This is a genomic window from Corallococcus sp. CA047B, from assembly GCF_003612065.1.
Classification (GTDB): Bacteria; Myxococcota; Myxococcia; order Myxococcales; family Myxococcaceae; genus Corallococcus; species Corallococcus praedator.
On record NZ_RAWD01000255.1, the window covers coordinates 1 to 14,633 of the forward strand.

The window sequence follows — 14,633 nt, forward strand, 5'->3', positions numbered from 1 at the left end:
CCCCACCCCACTGGCCCCCCGTCTTCACCAGGGCGTCCGTTCGCGTCGTCATGTCCGCGCCGCTCACGGTGAGCTCCACGCGGGCCACATCGCTGGCGCTCAACGCCTGCGGCATCGTCACCACCGCCTGCGCGCTTCCCTCCGCCACTTCCTGCTGCGCGCCACCGCATCCAGCCAATGCCAGCACCAGGCTCAGGGCCAGCACTGCCAATCCGCTTCGACTCTCTTTGCGCATGCGCTTCTCCGGAGCGTGGGACTTGAAAGCCCTCTCCCGCCGCGGATCCGCGCCCACGTGGACGGATGGCTTTTCGGTGGAGAGGGGCGCAGGACTCTAGGAGTAGTTCCCGTGCCCGCGCCCCTGAGTCGCCCCCGCACCGAGGAGTGCCTTCGGACCTCTCGCGTCCCCGCCTCTCCAAGGCTACCCAAGGGGGGAGTTGCACTACTGCTCCTCCTGCCCCTGGGCCGCTTCTCCGAGACTTCTGCGGGCGGATTGTCCGGTTAACGGTCAACTGGCCTGTCCTCGAAAGCAGCGCCGGTGAACGGCGAAAGGCTGGCCGCACTCCCGGCATTCGAGGGCGATGACGTTCTCAGCAGGTGCAGGTGCGGTGGACTCGGTTGATGGAAACAGGACATGCGCATATCCTCATGTCGTCATGCCAGCCAGCACTCCACTTGATGTTCGCCCCCTGAGTCGCGCCCTCAAAGCGCTGGGAGACGAGACGCGTCTACGCATCGTCGCCCTCCTCTCGCACTCGGAGTTGTGCGTCTGCCACCTGGAGAGCGTCCTCTCCCTGCCGCAGTCCAACACCTCCCGGCACCTCTCCGTCCTCAAGGCCGCGGGCCTTGTCGAAGCCAGGCGCGAGGGCAGCTGGGTCTACTACCGGTTGGCCCCGCAGCTGGACGAGCTGTGCGGCAGCCAGGTGCGCGCCCTCGTGGACGCGTTCGCGAAGCGGGACGTCCTGCGGCGGGAGGTGGCGCGCGTCCTCAAGTCCTGCGGCCCTGACGCCTGCAAGTAATGCCCGCGCAGGCCGCTTCCTTCTTCCTTGCCCCTGGCCTCTCCCATGTCCTCCCCCGCTGCTTCTGACAGCATCGTCAAGAAGCTCTCCGTCATCGACCGGTTCCTGCCGGTGTGGATCTTCGCCGCCATGGGCCTGGGCATCGGCCTGGGTCGGGCCTTCCCGGACCTGGGGGCGCGGCTGGACACGGTGAAGCTGGACACCGTCTCGTTGCCCATCGCCCTCGGCCTCTTGTGGATGATGTACCCGGTGCTCGCGAAGGTGCGCTACGGCGAGCTGGGCCACCTGCGCGCTCGCGGCAAGCTCTTCACCACGTCCCTGGTGCTCAACTGGGTCGTGGGGCCGGTGCTGATGTTCGCGCTGGCGTGGCTCTTCCTGCCGGACCTGCCGCACTACCGCAACGGCCTGGTGCTCATCGGCCTGGCTCGCTGCATCGCCATGGTCCTCATCTGGAACATGCTCGCGTGCGGAAGCAACGAGGTGGCCGCCGTGCTGGTGGCCCTCAACTCCGTCTTCCAGATTCTCTTCTACTCGGTGCTCGGTTGGCTCTTCCTCACCGTCATCCCCAGCTGGCTCGGCGCGGATGTCACCGCGTTCGACGTCTCCATGTGGAGCATCGCCAAGAGCGTGCTCATCTTCCTGGGCGTGCCGTTGGTGGCTGGGGCGCTGACGCGCATCGTCCTCACCCGGCTCAAGGGAGACGCGTGGTACGAGCAGCGTTTCCTGCCGCGCCTCGGGCCCACCGCGCTCCTCGGTCTGCTCTACACAATCGTGCTGATGTTCGCGATGCAGGGGGAGAAGCTGACGCGCCTCCCGCTGGACGTGGTGCGCATCTCCCTGCCGCTCATCGTCTACTTCGTCATCATGTTCGCGAGCGCCTTCTTCCTCTCGCGCAAGCTGGGCTTCAGCTACGAGGAGACGGCCTCGCTGTCCTTCACGGCCGCCGGCAACAACTTCGAGCTGGCCATCGCCGTCGCTGTCGGCGTCTTCGGCATGTCCTCGGGTGAGGCCCTGGCGGGCGTGGTGGGCCCGCTCATCGAGGTGCCCGCCCTTATCGCCCTCGTCTACCTGTCGCTGTGGCTGCGACGACGCCTCTTCCCTGAAGCCCGTGAAGCCGTGTTGCCCCGCCGCTTCGAGGAGTCTCCACGATGAATTCAGTCATCTTCGCCTGCGTCCACAACGCCGGCCGCTCGCAGATGGCGGCCGCCTTCTTCAACCTCCTGGTGGAGCCCTCCAAGGCACGGGCCGTCTCAGCGGGGACTCAGCCGGGCACGCGCGTCCATCCCGAGGTCCTGGCGGTGATGGCGGAGGCCGGCGTGGACTTGTCGAGCGCCCAGCCCCAGCTCCTCACCGATGAACTCGCGCAAGGCGCCCGGTGGCTCATCACCATGGGGTGCGGGGACGCGTGCCCCTTTGTGCCGGGGCTGAAGCGTGGCGACTGGCCGCTGGAGGACCCCAAGGGCAAGCCCCTGGAGCGCGTCAGGGAGATCCGCGACGAGGTCCGCACCCGCGTCCTGGAGCTGCTGACGCGCGAGGGCTGGGCCCGGTAGCGCCGAGCACGGCGCTCTTCACGAACCGGTGAAGAGCACCTGCTGCCCCGGGGGCGGCCCAGGCCCTCCCTTCCCTTCACCTGCCCCTGGGCCCCGTCCGCGGACGTCTGCGATATCTGCTGGGCGCCCGCCAGAGGCGGGAGCCCAGTGCCTCGTCAGGGGCTCAGGCCCGACACCTGCACGGGTGAGAGGCGGCCCGCCGTCGTCCCGTCGCCCAGCTGGCCCCAGCTGTTGTGCCCCCAGGCCCAGACCGTGCCGTCTGACTTCAGCGCCAGGCCGTGGGTTGCGCCGCCAGCCAGGGCGACCACCCCGGAGAGGTTCTGCGTTTGCACCGGTGTGGAGCGGCTCGTCGTCGTCCCGTCGCCCAACTGGCCGACGTCGTTGTCGCCCCAGGCCCAGACGGTGCCGTCCGACTTCAGCGCCAGGCTGAAGGAGTAAGCTTCGGCGATGGCAACCACGCCGGTAATGCCCTGCACCTGCACCGGCGTGGAACGTCTCGTCGTCGTCCCGTCGCCCATCTGGCCGAAGTCGTTGTGGCCCCAGGCCCAGACGGTACCGTCCGACTTCAACGCTACGGTGTGGTAGCGACCAGCGGAGAGGGCAATCACGCCGGTGAGGCCCTGTACCTGTACCGGCGTGGAGCGGCTCGTCGTCGTCCCATCGCCCAGCTGGCCGTCGCGGTTCCAGCCCCAGGCCCAGACGGTGCCGTCCGACTTCAGCGCTACGGTGTGGGCGTCACCCGCAGCGACGGCGAGCATTCCGGTGAGGCCCAGCACCTGTACCGGCGTGGGGTGGTTCGCCGTCGTCCCGTTTCCCACCTGGCCATATTCGTTGTAGCCCCAGGCCCAGACGGTGCCGTCCGACTTCACCGCCACGGTGTGGAGGCCGCCTGCGGCGAATGCCGCGACGCCCGTCAAGCCCGGCACCTGCACCGGTGTGGAACGTCTCGTCGTCGTCCCGTCACCGAGTTGGCCGTAGCCGTTGTAGCCCCAGGCCCAGAGGGTGCCGTCCGACTTCACCGCTGCGGCGTGGTTGTCACCCGTAGCGACGGCGACCACTCCGTCGAGTCCCTGTACTTGCACGGGCGTGGAGCGGCTCGTCGTTGTGCCGTCGCCCAGCTCCCCGTTGCTGTTGTAACCCCAGGCCCAGACGGTGCCGTCCGATTTCAAGGAGAGCGAATGGGAATACCCGCCCGCCAGCTTCTGCTGGCGCGAGAGGGCGCCGCACGCGCTCCCGGCCTGAAGGGAAAAGACGTAGGAGGCGGAGAGGCCGAGGGCGTTGGTGACGTTCGCCGTCACCGAGGGCGTTGCTCCCGCCGGAACGCACGCAGGCGCCGTCCAGAGGACTTCGCTCGTCGTGGCTGCGCTGGTGGCGGTGCCCAGCGTGCCGGTGCTGGTGGCCCAGGTAAAGGAGAGCGCGCTGCCCTGGGCGTCCTTCGCCTTCACCCGGAAGACGACGCTGGCACCGGCCGCCGGCACCGTGGCCGCCGACTGGGACGTCTCCACCACCTCGGGCGAGAATCGCCCCGTCGTTGGCGGGCCCACGTGGACGGTGAGCGTCCCCGTCCCCTGGCCGCCGCGGCCGTCCTGCACCGTCACCGTCAGGGCGCAGGTGCCGCCCGAAGGCTGGGTGGAGGGCGTGAAGGTGGCGCTGGCGGAGGTGGCATTCGTCCACGTGCCCGCGCATGAGGTCGTCCACTGAGAGCCGAGGCCGTCGCCATCGTTGTCGTTCGCGGAAGCAGTCACCGCGGTGGCCTGGCCGACCGCCACCGAGGAAGGCGTCGCGGTGACGCCAATCACCTGGGGCCAGGTGTTGAAGGTGACGTTGACGGCGGCGCTGCCGTTGCCGGTGCTCACCGTGACCGTGACGCTGAGGGAGGTGCTGGCGCCCTTGGAGTCCGTCACCGTGAGCGTCAGCACCACGGGTCCGGCGGAGGCCGGCGCCGTCCAGGCGGTGGTGAGGCTGGAGGGTGCGCTGAAGCTGCCCGTGCTGGCCGTCCAGGAGTACGTCAGCGTGTCGCCTGCGTTCGGGTCATCCGCGGTGGCCTGGAGGGCCACCTGGCCGCCCGGGGCGACGGTGCCAGGGCTGGCCACCAGCGAGAGGATGCGCGGCGCTGCATTCTCGAAGGGCGGAGGCGCATTCACCTCCTGCAAGAGCAGCGTCACCGCCGCCGTCTGCCCGGCCTGGATCGTGACGGGCGTCACCTGGCCCGCGTAGCGCACGGTGTTGGAGGCGTCGAAGGCCTGCGCGCTGAAGGTGCGCCCGGTGCCCGCGGGGAGTTGCCCCAGCACCCCACCCCACTGGCCCCCCGTCTTCACCAGGGCGTCCGTTCGCGTCGTCATGCCCGCGCCGCTCACGGTGAGCTCCACGCGGGCCACATCGCTGGCACTCAGCGCCTGCGACAGCGTCACCATCGCTTGCGTGCTGCCTTCCTGCGACTCTTGTCCTTGCGCGCCGCCACACCCGGCCAACGCCAGCACCAGGCCCAGGGCCAGCACTGCCAGCCCGCTTCGACTCTCTTTGCGCATGCGCTTCTCCGGAGCGTGGGCCTTGGAAGGGCCTCTTCCTCCGCGGATCCGCGCCCACGCGGACGGACGGCCCTACCGAGGAGAGGAGTGCAGGACTCTAGGAGTAGTCCCCGTGCCTGCGCTCCTGAGTCGCCCCCGCACCGAGGAGGTGTCTTCGGACCTCTCGCTTCCGCTCTCAGGCCACCGGGCCCTTCGCGTGGCGGTCGAACTCCACCGCGCAATGCGCCGAGAACACCGTCACCTCCGCCCCGTGCGTCCGCACCAGCCCGCGCAGGCGCTCCTGGTTCGCGAGCCGCGCGGCGTTGTCCACGGACTTCAGCCGCTGGAACAGCGCCGTCCCCCACGGGCTCCGCGGCGCCACCGGATCCACCTCCCGGTGGTTGAAATACGCGTCCCCGGCGTGCAGGACCCAGCCTCCCGGACCCTTCACCGCGACGCCGCAGTGGCCCGCCGTGTGGCCCACCAGCGGCACCAGCAGGACCTCCGCGTCCAGGCCCGGAATCACCCTCACGGCCTCGAACCCGAACCACCGTTCGCCGTCCACCGCGTACCGGCTCCACTTCGGCCCATGGGCCCACTGGACCGGCTTGTACCCGAACTTCTCCTTGGGCCCCGGCGGCACCATGGCGGCGGCGTGCTCGTCCCCGAACACGTGGACCTGGGCCTCCGGAAAGTCCACCAACCCCCCGACGTGATCCAGGTCCAGGTGCGTCGGCACGATGTGCCGCACGTCCTCGCGCTTGAACCCCAGCCGCTCCACCTGGGCCAGCGCCGTCTCCGCCGGGTCCAACCGGGGCGCGTTCCGGGTCAGGAACCGCTGTCCCAGGCGCCCCTTCGCGTCCTGCAGGTCCCGGGTCCCCAGGCCCGTGTCCACCAGGACCAGGCCCTGGGACGATTCAATCAACAGGCAATGGCAGACCATCCGTGCCCGCTCGAACAGCCCGCCCGAGCCCACGACGAACCGGGCGCTGGCGGGACACAGGGTTCCGCAATTGAGATGGTGGATTCGCATGCCCGGAAGCCTACGGACCGCCTCTCGCGCCCGATTGGAGGAAACGGCCACCGCGGGCCCCCTCCAGGCACTCCGGGTTGAAGCCCCGGCCCGGCCGTCCCAGACTGGCCCCATGGACCCGGATTTGACGTCCGATAACGCGCTGGTGCTCCGAAGCGACCTGTCGCGCTTCATCCAGCGCGCTCGGGTCCTCTGGCGTGGCCCGTCCACGGACGCCTACCTCCGGCTGCCCGACGGCACCGTGGAGCTGGTGATCCGCGTGACGTCCGGGACCTGCGACGTGCACGCCCTGGGCCCCCGGGAGCACGTGCAGCACAAGTCCGCCTCGGAGGTGCCGCCCGACACGCTGGGCCTCCAGTTCAAGCCCGGCGGCGCCTATCCCTTCTTCGGCCTGCCCATGTCGGAGCTGGCCCACCGCTCCCTGTCCATCGACACGCTCTGGGGGCGGTCCGACGGCGAACGGCTCCGGGCCTCGCTCGCGCAGGCCCCCACGGCCCAGGCCCGTCTGCGCACGCTCGAGGCCGCCCTCGTGGACCGCCTCCACCGCGAGGACGTGTACGAACCCGCCGCCGCGTACCTCGTGCGGCGCGGCATCCGGCTCCTCTCCGAAGCCGTTGAAATCCCCCGGGTGTCGGAGCTGGCCCGCACCCTGGGCGCGAGCGAGCGCAACCTGCGCCGTGCCTTCGACGACGTGCTCGGCATGGGCCCGAAGGCCTTCGCCCGGCTGGTGCGCTTCCAGCGTGCCCTCCAGGCGTCCACCGCCCGGGGCGCCCGGCCGGACTGGGGCGCCATCGCCACCGGGGTCGGCTACTATGACCAGGCCCACCTCATCGCGGATTTCCGCGCCGTCACCGGCACCACGCCGGGCGCGTGGGTGCGCACCCGGGCCGTCTAGGTCCACCCTGCCCGCCCGTATCGGACGCGATGCGTCGGATTCGCAGCGCGAACCGATCTCTTTCCTCCACCTGAAATTCCGACGGGCCGGATGGGAAATCCGCATGCCCGGCAGGCCATCCCAGGAATCGTTCAGGCGCTCGAGCGTTGAGCGTCATGCGTGGGCGTTTTCCCAGCTTGACCGTCGCCAGACCTTCCCTCACAAACGCCCTCGTCCCCGCTGCTGGCCCTCCCGTCCAGTGGCCCGAAAGGATCCCGACTCATGAAGCGATTGGTCGTCATCGCCGCCCTCGTGGGGGCCGCTCCGGCGCTCGCCGATGAAGGCATGTGGACGTACAACAACTTCCCCAACGCCAAGGTGAAGGAGAAGTACGGCTTCGAGCCGTCCCAGCAGTGGCTGGAGAAGCTTCGCCTGGGCGCGGTGCGTCTGGCCGGTGGCTGCTCCGCGAGCTTCGTGTCGCCGGACGGCCTGGTGATGACGAACCACCACTGCGCGCGCGGCTGCATCGAGCAGCTGTCCACCGCGAAGCAGGACTACCTGGCCAACGGCTTCTACGCGAAGTCGCAGACCGAGGAGAAGCAGTGCCCGGCGATGGAGGTGAACCAGCTCGTTGAGATCACCGACGTCACGGAGACGCTGAACAAGGCGACCCAGTCGCTGACGGGCAAGCAGTACTCGGACACGCTGAAGTCGGAGATGGCCAAGGTGGAGAAGGCCTGCTCCGCCGGCGACGACAAGGTGCGCTGTGACGTCGTCACGCTGTACCAGGGCGGCAAGTACAACCTCTACAAGTACCGCCGTTTCCAGGACGTGCGCCTGGTGTTCGCCCCCGAGCACGCCATCGCGTTCTTCGGCGGTGACCCGGACAACTTCGAGTTCCCCCGCTACGACCTGGACGTCACGTTCGTGCGCGTCTACCAGGACAAGCAGCCGGCGAAGACGCCGGACTACTTCAAGTGGTCCAAGAGCGGCGCCAAGGAGAACGAGCTGACGTTCGTGGCCGGCAACCCGGGCAAGACCTCGCGCGCGCTGACCATCGCGGAGCTGGAGTACACCCGCGACGTGTCCATGCCCAAGTCGCTCATGTACCTGTCCGAGCTGCGCGGCATGGTCACCGAGTTCCAGAAGCGCGGCCCCGAGCAGAAGCGCATCTCCAGCAACATGCTCTTCGGCGTGGAGAACGCGCTCAAGGCGTCCAAGGGCCGCCACGAGGCGCTGCTGGACAAGAAGTTCTTCGCGACGAAGGTCGCCGCGGAGCAGGAGCTGCGCAAGAAGGTCGACGCGAACCCCGAGCTGAAGAAGAAGTACGCTGGCGCCTGGGAGGAGATCGCCAAGGCCGAGGTGCAGCTGGGCAACCTGCGCAAGGACCTCAGCTACATCGAGCACGGCCAGGGCATCTCGTCCTCCCTGTTCAGCATCGCCAAGACGCTGGTGCGCGCCAGCGAGGAGCTGCCCAAGGACAACGGCCAGCGGCTGCGCGAGTTCAACGACGCGAACCAGCCCGCCCTCAAGGCGAACCTCTTCAGCCCCGCGCCCATCTACCCGGAGCTGGAGATCGCGCGCCTGACGTTCAGCCTCACCAAGCTGCGTGAGGAGCTGGGCGCCAAGCACCCGTTCGTGAAGAAGGTGCTGGGCAAGGAGTCCCCGGAGCAGGTCGCCACCCGCGTGGTGAAGGGCAGCAAGCTGACGGACGTGAAGGCGCGTCAGGCGCTGTTCGACGGTGGCAAGAAGGCCGTGGAGGCCTCCAAGGACCCGATGATCCAGCTGGCGCTGCTGGCGGATCCGGACGCCCGCGCCATCCGCAAGAAGTACGAGGAGGACGTGGAGTCCGTCATCAAGAAGAACAGCGAGCTGGTCGCCAAGGCGAAGTTCGACATCTACGGCACCAGCCAGTACCCGGACGCGACGTTCTCCCCGCGCGTGTCCTTCGGCTCGGTGAAGGGCTACACGCAGAACGGCGAGAAGGTGGAGCCGTTCACCCAGATGGGCGGCACCTTCGAGCACGCCACCGGCCAGGACCCCTACGCCCTGCCGAAGTCGTGGGTGAAGTCGGAGAAGGTCGTCACCGCCTCCACGCCGATGAACTTCGTCACCACCAACGACATCATCGGTGGCAACTCCGGCTCTCCCGTCGTCAACCAGAACCACGAGGTGGTGGGCCTGGTGTTCGACGGCAACATCCAGTCGCTGGGTGGCGAGTACGGCTTCGACGAGTCGGTGAACCGCACCGTGGCCGTCCACTCGGACGCCATCATCGAGGCGCTCCAGAAGATCTACGGCGCCAACCGCGTCCTGGAAGAGCTGCGCCCGGGCAGCACCAAGGTCCCGCCCGTGAAGGCCAACCCGGCCGGGTAGTCAGACTTCACCGTCGCTTGACGTAGAAAGAGGCTGCCCGGTTCGCTCCGGGCAGCCTCTTTCTTTTGGACAGGAGGGCCGCACATGCTCGACGACGCGCGGGTCGAACAGTTCATCCGGGACGGCTTCGTGAGGATCGACCATGCCTTTCCCCGTGAGCTCGCGGACGAGGCGCGGGGCATCCTCTGGCGGGACACCGGCTGTGACCCTGCCCTGCCCTCGACCTGGACCCGTCCGGTCATCCGGCTGGGGATGTACTCGCAGCCGCCCTTCATCCAGGCCGCCAACACGCCCGTCCTTCACGCGGCGTTCGACCGGCTCGTCGGCGCCGGCCGGTGGCGACCGTGCGGTGCCATGGGCACGTTCCCGGTGCGCTTCCCATCGCCCGCGGACCCCGGGGACGCGGGCTGGCACATCGACGCGAGCTTTGATTACGAGAAGCCGGACTTCCTGGAGTGGCGCACCAACGTCACCTCGAAGGGACGGGCGCTGCTGATGCTGTTCCTGTTCTCGGATGTCGGCGAGGACGATGCCCCCACACGCATCCGGGTGGGCTCGCACCACGACATCGCCCGGAGGCTGGCCCCGGCCGGAGAGGCCGGCGAGACGCTGAGGGCGCTCGCGGCGGACGGCTTCGCGGTGTCCCATGACCGGGCCCAGGCGCTGGCGACAGGAGAGGCGGGCACCGTCTACCTGTGCCACCCCTTCCTGGTCCATTCAGCACAACCGCATCACGGCACCCGGCCGCGCTTCATGGCCCAGCCGCCATTGCTGCCCCGGGAGCCGCTCAGCCTGACGCGGAGTCCCGCCGACACGTCACCGGTCGAAGCGGCCATCCGTCAGGCCCTGGCCCCCATCGGGTAGCGCCGAAACGCGAAACGGCGACCCGCTGTCCGCCGGGTCGCCGCGCGTGCTTCACACGGCCTTCAGCTCACTCCCACTCGATGGTGGCGGGCGGCTTGGAGGAGATGTCGTAGACGACGCGGTTGATGCCGCGCACCTCGTTGGTGATGCGCGAGGAGATCTTCTCCAGGATGGGGTACGGGATCCGCGCCCAGTCCGCCGTCATGCCGTCCACGCTGGTGACGGCGCGCAGCACACAGGTGGACTCGTAGGTGCGCTCGTCGCCCATCACGCCCACGCTCTGCACCGGCAGCAGCACCGCGAACGCCTGCCACACCTCGCGGTACAGCCCGGCCTGGAGGATCTCCTCCTGCACGATGGCGTCCGCGCGGCGCACCAGGTCCAGGCGCTTCTCGTTCACCTCGCCCAGCACGCGGATGGCCAGGCCCGGGCCCGGGAACGGCTGACGGCCGACCATCTCCTCCGGCAGGCCCAACTCGCGGCCCAGGGCGCGCACCTCGTCCTTGAACAGCTCGCGCAGGGGCTCCACCAGCTTGAGCTTCATCGTCTCCGGCAGGCCGCCCACGTTGTGGTGGCTCTTGATGGTGACGGAGGGGCCCTTCCAGGACACGGACTCGATGACGTCCGGGTACAGCGTGCCCTGCGCCAGGAAGCCCGCGTCCTGCACGTCGCGCGAGGCCTCCTCGAACACGGCGATGAACTCCCGGCCGATGATCTTCCGCTTCTGCTCCGGATCCGTGACGCCGGCCAGCTTCGACAGGAAGCGCTCGCGCGCATCCACCGTCTTCAGCGGCACGTGGAAGCGGTCCACGAAGAGCGCCTCCACCTGCGCCCGCTCATTCTGCCGCAGCACGCCGTTGTCCACGAAGATGCACTGGAGCCGGGGGCCGATGGCCCGGTGCAAGAGCAGCGCCGCCACGGAGCTGTCCACGCCGCCGGAGAGCCCGCAGATGACCCGGCCCTCCTCGCCCACCTGCTTGCGGATGGTCTCCACCGCCTCGTCGATGAAGCCCTTCATCGTCCAGGAGCCGGACACCTTGCAGTCGTTGAAGAGGAAGGCGCGCAGCATCGCCTTGCCCTGGGGGGTGTGGACGACCTCCGGGTGGAACTGGAGGCCGTACCAGGGCTTCGTCGCGTGGGCGGCCGCCGCGAAGGGCGAATTGCCGCTGCGGCCAATGGCCTCGAAGCCGGGCGGGAGCACGTCCACCCGGTCGCCGTGGCTCATCCAGACCTGCACCTGGTCGCCCGGATGGAACTCCGCGAACGGGCCCCGGGCCGTGAGGACCTCCACGGAGGCGCTGCCGAACTCCCGGTGCGCCCCCCGGTCGATGCGGCCGCCCAGCAGCTTGGCGGTGAGCTGGAGGCCGTAGCAGATGCCCAGCACGGGGACGCCCGCCTCGAAGACGTAGGGGTCGCAACGCGGTGAGCCAGGGGCCTCCACGGACGCCGGCCCCCCGGAGAGGATGATGCCCCGGGGCGCGTACTGGCGGATGTCGCCCGCGGGCAGATCGGGGCGGTGGATCTCGCAGTACACGCCCAGTTCACGCACCCGGCGGGCGATGAGCTGGGTGTACTGGCTCCCGAAATCAAGGATGAGGATCTTCTCGGAGTGCAGGTCCACCGGCATTTCTCCCAGGGGGCGTCGTTGACGGGTGGGGGCCCTTATCGCTACAAACTTCGGGAAATCAACGCTGAAAGGCCGTCAATTGTTCGAGGTTCGGATGCGCCGCCTGACCGCTTCCAGTGCAGCAGCCATGCTTCTTCTATCCACCGCGGGGTGCGTGAAGGAGATCTCCTCGGACGAGCGTCTGGAGCGAGACACCCGCAGCGTCGCCGTGAAGGACACTCCCGGTATCGCCGAGCTGTCCAAGGTCACCTGTGAGGACACCACCGAACCCCTGACCAAGGCGCGCAACGTCAACCGCCCGGAGTCGGACCGGCTGGTGGACTACGTCCAGCTCTACGCGTCCCTCAAGGATCGCACCCACACCTTCGAGGACGCGATGGCCCGGAATCCGGACCTGAGCTACCGCGAGGGCAGCCAGGCGCTGGTCTCCGCCAAGGACACCTGCATCCAGCAGACGGCCGACGTGCGGGTGGAGTTCGAAACCTACCTGCGCGAGCTGGTGGACGTGCCCACCGTGCAGGAGATCAAGGGCGGCAACACCGTCACGGTCGCCCGCCTGGACTTCGCCACCCTGCGCAAGGCCATTGAGACGCTGGACCCGGACGACCGCGAGCAGCTCATGCAGCGCGTGGGCGCGGCGGAGAAGCGCGTCGCCACGGTGCCGGCCGCCGCGGAGGACACGGCGGCGGGCGGCAAGCGTCGCGGCGGCAAGTAGTCTCCAGGACCCGCACCCCCGGTAGGACCTTCCGGGGGGCGGCGAGCCGCGAGTCGAGGCGCCCTACTCCATCCGGTAGTTCGGCGCTTCCTCGGTGATGATGACGTCGTGCACGTGGCTCTCCTTGAGCCCGGCGGACGTGATGCGCGTGAACATCGCCTTCGTGCGCAGCTCCTCGATGTTCGCGCACCCCACGTAGCCCATGCCGCTGCGGATGCCGCCCAGCATCTGGTGCACGTTCATGGACAGGGTGCCCTTGTACGGGACGCGGCCCTCGATGCCTTCGGGCACCAGCTTCACGGCGTCCACGTCGGACTGGAAGTAGCGGTCCTTGGCGCCCTGCTTCATCGCGCCCAGGCTGCCCATGCCCCGGTAGCTCTTGTAGCTGCGGCCCTGGTACAGGATGACGTCGCCGGGGGACTCCTCGGTGCCGGCGAACAGCGAGCCGATCATCACGGAGCTGGCGCCCGCGGCGAGCGCCTTGACGATGTCGCCCGAGTACTTGATGCCGCCGTCGGAGATGATGGGGATGCCGTGCTTGTCCGCCTCGCGGGCGCAGTCATCCACCGCCGTCACCTGGGGCACGCCCACGCCGGCCACCACGCGGGTGGTGCAGATGGAGCCCGGGCCGATGCCCACCTTCACCGCGTCCACGCCCGCCAGGATGAGGGCGCGCGTGCCCTCCGCGGTGGCGACGTTGCCGGCGATGAGATCGAACCCGTGGAAGTTCTTGCGCGTGTCGCGCACGCCCTCAATCACGCCCAGCGAGTGCCCGTGCGCGGTGTCCACGACGATGACGTCCACGCCCGCCTTCACCAGCGCGTCGATGCGGGCCTCGCGGTCGGAGGACACGCCCACGGCGGCGGCGCACAGCAGGCGGCCCTTGCCGTCCTTGGCCGCGTACGGGTGGGTGAGGCGCTTCTCGATGTCCTTGATGGTGATGAGGCCCTTGAGCTCATAGGCCTCGTTCACGACGAGCAGCTTCTCGATGCGGTGCTCGTGGAGGAGCTTCTGGGCCTCCTCCTGGGAGATGCCCTCGCGGCCGGTGACGAGCTTCGTCGTCATCACGTCCTCGACCTTCTGGGTGAAGTTCTTCTCGAAGCGCACGTCGCGGCTGGTGACGATGCCCACCAGGCGCTTGCCCTGCACCACCGGCACGCCGGACACGCCGTGCACCTTCATGAGTTCCAGGGCGCGGGCGAGCGGTGCCTTCGGTTCGATGGTGACGGGGTCCACCACCATGCCGCTCTCGAACTTCTTGACCTTGAGGACCTCCAGGGCCTGCTGCTCGGGCGTCATGTTCTTGTGGATGACGCCGATGCCGCCCTCCTGGGCCATGGCGATGGCGGTGCGCGCCTCCGTTACAGTGTCCATTGCTGCTGAAAGCAGCGGCACGTTGAGCCGGATGTTGCGCGTCAGGCGGGTCGTCAGGTCGGCATCACGTGGCGTGACCGCGCTCTCACCGGGCAGCAGGAGCACGTCGTCGAAAGTGAGGGCCAGCCGGATATCGGGGTTCAACATTGGGGCTCCCGGAGGCCCCGCGGGGCACCAGCGCCCGGCGGGTGCGGTTCCATACGAGTAACGCGGCAGGCGCGCAACGAAGAAGGTTTTTTGCCGCGCGTGCCCAGGGACTTCGGGTGATACTCGCGGCTACACACACATGGGACTTGGGACCGGGCCTTGGCGGATCTGAATCAAGGAGGGGCCGTCGGGCTGGTGGTGAAGCTGCCCTTCGCCACTCCCGAGGAGTTCATCGCGAAATACGGGGGCAACATCACCCGGGGCGGCATCTATTTGCGCGCCAAGGCCGTTCGCCCTCCGGGCACGGCCGTCACCCTGGACCTCCGGCTGGCAGGCGGCGATCGGCTGCTCTACGCCGCCGCCGTGGTCCACTTCGTCACCGGGCAGCACGGGCAGGGCATCTCCGGCATGGGGCTGAAGTTCGGGGAGGCGGACGCGACGACGCGCCGGTTCCTGGATTCCACCGTCGCCATCCTCCCGCACGCCCAGACGGACCTGCCGCCCGTGCCCAACGGCGTGGGCCCGGCCGACTACACCGTCCCCACCCCCG

The 14,633-nt window shown here is 69.0% G+C and carries 12 protein-coding genes and 1 pseudogene; 8 read left to right on the plus strand and 5 right to left on the minus strand.

The annotated features are described in order from the left end of the window. Positions 1-235 (minus strand): annotated as a pseudogene (locus tag D7X74_RS30545) (kelch-like protein); the annotation flags it as partial. Between the two features lie 418 nt (positions 236-653). Between D7X74_RS30545 and D7X74_RS30550 the strand changes: the two are divergent. Genes D7X74_RS30550 through D7X74_RS30560 form a run of 3 tightly spaced genes read left to right on the plus strand, consistent with a single transcriptional unit; the run spans position 654 to position 2,566 of the window. After that, complete coding sequence (locus D7X74_RS30550) at positions 654-1,016, plus strand: helix-turn-helix transcriptional regulator (RefSeq protein WP_120536541.1); 363 nt, start codon at positions 654-656, stop codon at positions 1,014-1,016. A 45-nt stretch (positions 1,017-1,061) separates the two neighbouring features. Continuing rightward, the gene (arsB, locus tag D7X74_RS30555; RefSeq protein ID WP_120536542.1) at positions 1,062-2,168 is read left to right on the plus strand and encodes an ACR3 family arsenite efflux transporter; all 1,107 of its coding nucleotides are present in this window, start codon (positions 1,062-1,064) and stop codon (positions 2,166-2,168) included. After that, entirely contained in the window at positions 2,165-2,566 is a 402-nt protein-coding gene (locus tag D7X74_RS30560; RefSeq protein WP_120536543.1) for an arsenate reductase ArsC, read from the plus strand. Before arsB ends, D7X74_RS30560 begins: the two co-directional genes overlap by 4 nt. A 155-nt stretch (positions 2,567-2,721) precedes the next feature. On the opposite strand, the gene D7X74_RS30565 is transcribed toward D7X74_RS30560, so the two are convergent. Then, positions 2,722-5,094, minus strand: coding sequence for an Ig-like domain-containing protein (locus D7X74_RS30565; protein WP_120536544.1), 2,373 nt, complete (start codon positions 5,092-5,094; stop codon positions 2,722-2,724). Positions 5,095-5,269: 175 nt separating this feature from the next. Continuing rightward, positions 5,270-6,106: an MBL fold metallo-hydrolase gene (locus tag D7X74_RS30570; protein WP_120536545.1), complete on the minus strand. Its 837-nt coding sequence runs from the start codon at positions 6,104-6,106 to the stop codon at positions 5,270-5,272. Between the two features lie 112 nt (positions 6,107-6,218). On the opposite strand from D7X74_RS30570, the gene D7X74_RS30575 reads away from it, so the two are divergent. The 3 genes from D7X74_RS30575 (at position 6,219) to D7X74_RS30585 (ending at position 10,220) form a co-directional block, all read left to right on the plus strand. Further along, a complete protein-coding gene (locus D7X74_RS30575; RefSeq protein ID WP_120536546.1) occupies positions 6,219-7,001 on the plus strand; it encodes an AraC family transcriptional regulator in 783 nt (260 codons plus the stop codon). A 261-nt stretch (positions 7,002-7,262) separates the two neighbouring features. Then, entirely contained in the window at positions 7,263-9,356 is a 2,094-nt protein-coding gene (locus tag D7X74_RS30580; RefSeq protein WP_120536547.1) for a S46 family peptidase, read from the plus strand. An 84-nt stretch (positions 9,357-9,440) separates the two neighbouring features. Next, positions 9,441-10,220: a phytanoyl-CoA dioxygenase family protein gene (locus D7X74_RS30585; protein WP_120536548.1), complete on the plus strand. Its 780-nt coding sequence runs from the start codon at positions 9,441-9,443 to the stop codon at positions 10,218-10,220. A 67-nt stretch (positions 10,221-10,287) separates the two neighbouring features. On the opposite strand, the gene guaA is transcribed toward D7X74_RS30585, so the two are convergent. Then, a complete protein-coding gene (gene guaA, locus D7X74_RS30590; RefSeq protein ID WP_199741927.1) occupies positions 10,288-11,847 on the minus strand; it encodes a glutamine-hydrolyzing GMP synthase in 1,560 nt (519 codons plus the stop codon). A 127-nt stretch (positions 11,848-11,974) separates the two neighbouring features. On the opposite strand from guaA, the gene D7X74_RS30595 reads away from it, so the two are divergent. Then, positions 11,975-12,562, plus strand: a complete 588-nt coding sequence (locus tag D7X74_RS30595) for a hypothetical protein (RefSeq protein WP_199732929.1) — start codon at positions 11,975-11,977, stop codon at positions 12,560-12,562. Between the two features lie 63 nt (positions 12,563-12,625). Here the strand turns inward: D7X74_RS30595 and guaB are convergent, their stop codons facing one another. Continuing rightward, positions 12,626-14,083: an IMP dehydrogenase gene (gene guaB, locus D7X74_RS30600; RefSeq protein WP_120536550.1), complete on the minus strand. Its 1,458-nt coding sequence runs from the start codon at positions 14,081-14,083 to the stop codon at positions 12,626-12,628. 159 nt (positions 14,084-14,242) lie between these two features. On the opposite strand from guaB, the gene D7X74_RS30605 reads away from it, so the two are divergent. After that, positions 14,243-14,633, plus strand: a 391-nt coding sequence (locus tag D7X74_RS30605) for a TIGR02266 family protein (RefSeq protein ID WP_120536552.1), incomplete at its 3' end; no start/stop codon positions are given.